The sequence below is a fragment of the Kitasatospora sp. NPDC057518 genome, from assembly GCF_042802075.1.
Taxonomy (GTDB): domain Bacteria; phylum Actinomycetota; class Actinomycetes; order Streptomycetales; family Streptomycetaceae; genus Kitasatospora.
On the sequence record NZ_JBHVEU010000655.1, the window covers coordinates 1 to 3,405 of the forward strand.

General features: G+C 74.6%; 3 protein-coding genes. 1 reads left to right on the forward strand and 2 read right to left on the reverse strand.

The features are described from left to right. Nucleotides 1–59: 59 nt before the first annotated feature. Nucleotides 60–1,577 (reverse strand): S8 family serine peptidase, encoded by a 1,518-nt coding sequence (locus ACFU7Z_RS37860; RefSeq protein ID WP_380782640.1) that lies wholly within the window; start codon nucleotides 1,575–1,577, stop codon nucleotides 60–62. Between the two features lie 382 nt (nucleotides 1,578–1,959). Next, entirely contained in the window at nucleotides 1,960–2,655 is a 696-nt protein-coding gene (locus tag ACFU7Z_RS37865; RefSeq protein WP_380782642.1) for a CHAP domain-containing protein, read from the reverse strand. Between the two features lie 229 nt (nucleotides 2,656–2,884). Here ACFU7Z_RS37865 and ACFU7Z_RS37870 point away from each other — a divergent pair. After that, the coding region (locus ACFU7Z_RS37870; protein WP_380782645.1) for a helix-turn-helix domain-containing protein at nucleotides 2,885–3,405 on the forward strand (521 nt) is incomplete at its 3' end.

Below are 3,405 nucleotides of genomic sequence, written 5' to 3' on the forward strand. Positions count from 1 at the left end.
CCCGGCCTGGACAGCCGGGGGCGTCAGCGCGTTCGGGCACGGGACGGGTGCGGCGCCGGCTACTTGACCGCGCGCAGCGCGTTGACGATGCCGAAGCCGTAGAAGCCGTTGACGCGCTTGCCGCCCGCGCAGACGGGGTCCGCGGCGCCGTCGCCGTTCGGGCCGGCCGGGCAGCCCGGGTTGTCCGCCTGGGCCTTGAGCAGTGCCTGCAACTGGGCCGGGGTCGCCTCCGGGTGGGCGGACTTCAGCAGCGCGGCCACACCGGAGGCGTGGGGAGTGGCCATGGAGGTGCCCTGCTCGTAGCCGTACTGGTTGCCCGGCAGCGTGGACAGGATGCCGCCTTCCTTGGACGGTGTGTCAGAGGCCTGGTACTGGTCGCCGCCCGGCGCCGCGACGTCGATCACGCCGAGGCCGTAGTTGGAGTAGTACGCCTTCGCGCCCTTGGCGCCGGTCGCGCTGACCGTGACGACGCCCGGCAGTTGCGCGGGCAGGTCCCAGCACCTGTGCGGGTCGACCGTCCGGCTCGCCGGGGTGGAGTCGTTGGGGCTGCCGCCGTCGGTGAAGCCGTCGGAGGCCAGGTCGTGGTTGGCGTTGCCGGCCCCGGCGACGTTGAGGGTGCCCTTGCGCTGCGCGTAGAGCTGGGCGCGGTTGACCGCGTCGACGATGGCCTTCTGGTCGGGGTCGTCCAGGCAGTTGTACTGCCACGGGTCCACGTAGTAGCTGTTGTTGGTGATCTGCACACCGTGGTCGGCGGCGAACACGAAGGCGCAGACGACGCTCTCGGCGTAGATCAGCTGGCGCGGGGTGGGCTGGGAGACGGTGATGCCGGAGACCTTCACCCCGGGTGCCACGCCCGCGACGCCGACGCCGTTGCGGGCGGCGGCGATCGTGCCCGCCACGTGCGTGCCGTGGAAGTAGTTCGCGTCCACCGGCCGCCAGGAGCCGTACGTGGTGTCGGCCTTGCCGCTGGCGCAGTTCGCGGACTGCGAGGGGGAGAAGTTCGGGGCGAGGTCCGGGTGGGTGTCGTCGACGCCGGTGTCGATGACGGCGACCGTGACGTCCCTGCTGCCCGGGTTGATCTCCGCGGCCTTGTCCGCGCCGATCGCCCGCAGGGCCCACTGCTCGGCTTCGAGGGGTTCGGTGCCGCTGCCGGACGCCTTCGCGATCGTCGCCACCTCGGCCTCGGACAGGCGCCGCACGGCACCCGCCTCGGTGGTCCCCGCCGCGCTCAGCGGCGCGGTCCGCGTGGCACCCGCCGACTCCACGCCGCGCACCGCGCGCAGCCGCCCGCCGAAGCCGGGGTCCGCCGAGTGGGCGACGATGACGCCGATCCCGTCGTACGTGACGACGACGGTGCCGCCGGCCGCGGTGATGGCCCGCTGCACCTCGGCGATCGTGCGGTGGTCGGTCCTGGTGTTGACGACGTACGACAGGGTGTGCGCGTCCTCGGCCTGCGCGGCGGACGGTATTCGGGGCGCCGCCGAGGCCGAGGCGGGGAGGAAGCCGAGCGAGGCGGTCAGCGCCAGCGCGACCGGGACGGCCAGGCCGAGCCGGGGCAAGGAATGTCGTCGAGCCATGTGGTCTCCGCATCATCAGGGTGGGGGACCCGCCCGACAGCAGAGTGACGGCCGGGCAGGCACATGAGGGTGGTACGGGAGTAAAGCTGTCCACCACCTCGCCCCGATATGCCGACCGTGCCCAAGACGGCCCGCGCGACCGGGAGTTCCCGCACCGGGCACGCCCCCCGGACGTCCGCCAAGGTGCGCGGCCCCGCGTCGAACCGGAGAGCAGGGATCGACAACTGCCCCCGGAACGCTACGGCTTGGTCGCCAGGAAGTGCACCGTGACCGGGCCCGGGGCCCCGCCCCCAGCCGCACCGCCCGCGAACCCCCCCCCGGCCCGGGGCCGCGTCCTCCATGGGGTGGAGGGGCGGCCCCGGGCCGGGCGCGGAGGTGGGGATCAGGCGCCGGGCGGGGTCACGTAGCCGGAGATCTTCCACTTCTTGACGCCGCCCTTGGCGGTGCGCGGGTCGATGTGGCGGTGGGCCACCTTGTTGCTGACGTTGCCCTCGACGGTGTCCAGGGTGCCGTCACGGTTCACCGAGACCACCACGCCCACGTGGCCGCCCTGCTCGTAGGCCGGCGGGCCGTAGACGACGAGGTCGCCGGGCTTCGGCGAGCCGGTGTGGAACAGGTGGTGCTCCTGCCCCCACTTGCCGACCCCTCGCCCGAGCAGGGTGGTCGGGACGCTCTTCACCCCGGCGTGCCGCCAGGTCCACTCGGCGAACGCCGCGCACCAGGAGGTGTTGCGGCAGGTCTGGCCCTTTCCGGTGAGGTACTTCTGGCAGGCCGAGTCGCTCTCGGCGACCCCGATCTGACCGCGCGCCGCCGCCGCGATCCGGTCCCGCAGGGTGGCTGCCGCCGGCGCCGCGGCACCCTCGCGCAGGGCGTCGGCGTCGGCAGTGGTCCCGCCGGTGACGGTGGCGCTGCTGTCGGCGGTGGCGGTGGAGCCGGCGGCGGGCGGGGTCGCCGGGAGGGCGAGCGCGTCCGTCGCGCCGGTCCCGGTGAGCGCGGCCGCCGTCAGCACGGCGAGGGCGACGGCGCGGCCCGTGCGCTGCTTGAGGGTGGGGAGCGTGAGGTGACGGGTCGGGTACATCGGTGACTCCTTCGAGTGCATCCCGTGCCCCGGGGCGGCATACGAATGCCCGGGTACGGGAGGGGGGTGGGATTCGCCGGGGGTTTCACCGGCTGGTCGTCAGCGTTGCACGGCCGGGCCGCCGACTCCTACGCTGCGCGATCAGATGGTTACTCATTCGTATGCAGTCGGGTATGCGTGCGCTCCGAGCTGCGGATATGCACGGGCCGAAGGAGAGGGGAGCGGACGGATGCCGGACAGGGGAGTCACCGGGCCGGAGGCGGAGGGCGTCGGGGCCGGGCCGTCGGCGCGGGTGGAGCTGGCGCGGACGCTGCGCGAGTGGCGGGCCCGTGCGGGGGAACTGCCGCAGAAGACGGTGGCCCGGCGGCTCAACATCGCCCAGACCACCGTCTCCCGCTACGAGAGCCCGGACGGCCGGCACCCGGCGCCGGAGGCGGCAGTCCGCGCGCTCTGGTCCTGTTACCGGCTGGCGGAGGGGGACCTCGACCAGGCGCTCGCCCTGCGCGCGCGGGTGGACGAGGAACTGCGGGCGGGGGCGGCATCCGCCAAAGTGGCGGCCCCGGTGCCGGTGGCGGCGGTCGCGGTGGCGGCAGGAGCGGCCGTGGGTGAGGCGGTGGTGGTCACCGGGGCAGGGGGGCCGTCGGTGGCCCCGGCGGCGGGCCGGAGCCGGCACCGGGTCGCCTGGGTGGCAGGGGCGACGGCGGCCCTGGCCGGGGTGGTCGCGGGCGGGCTGCTGGTCCACCGCCTGCT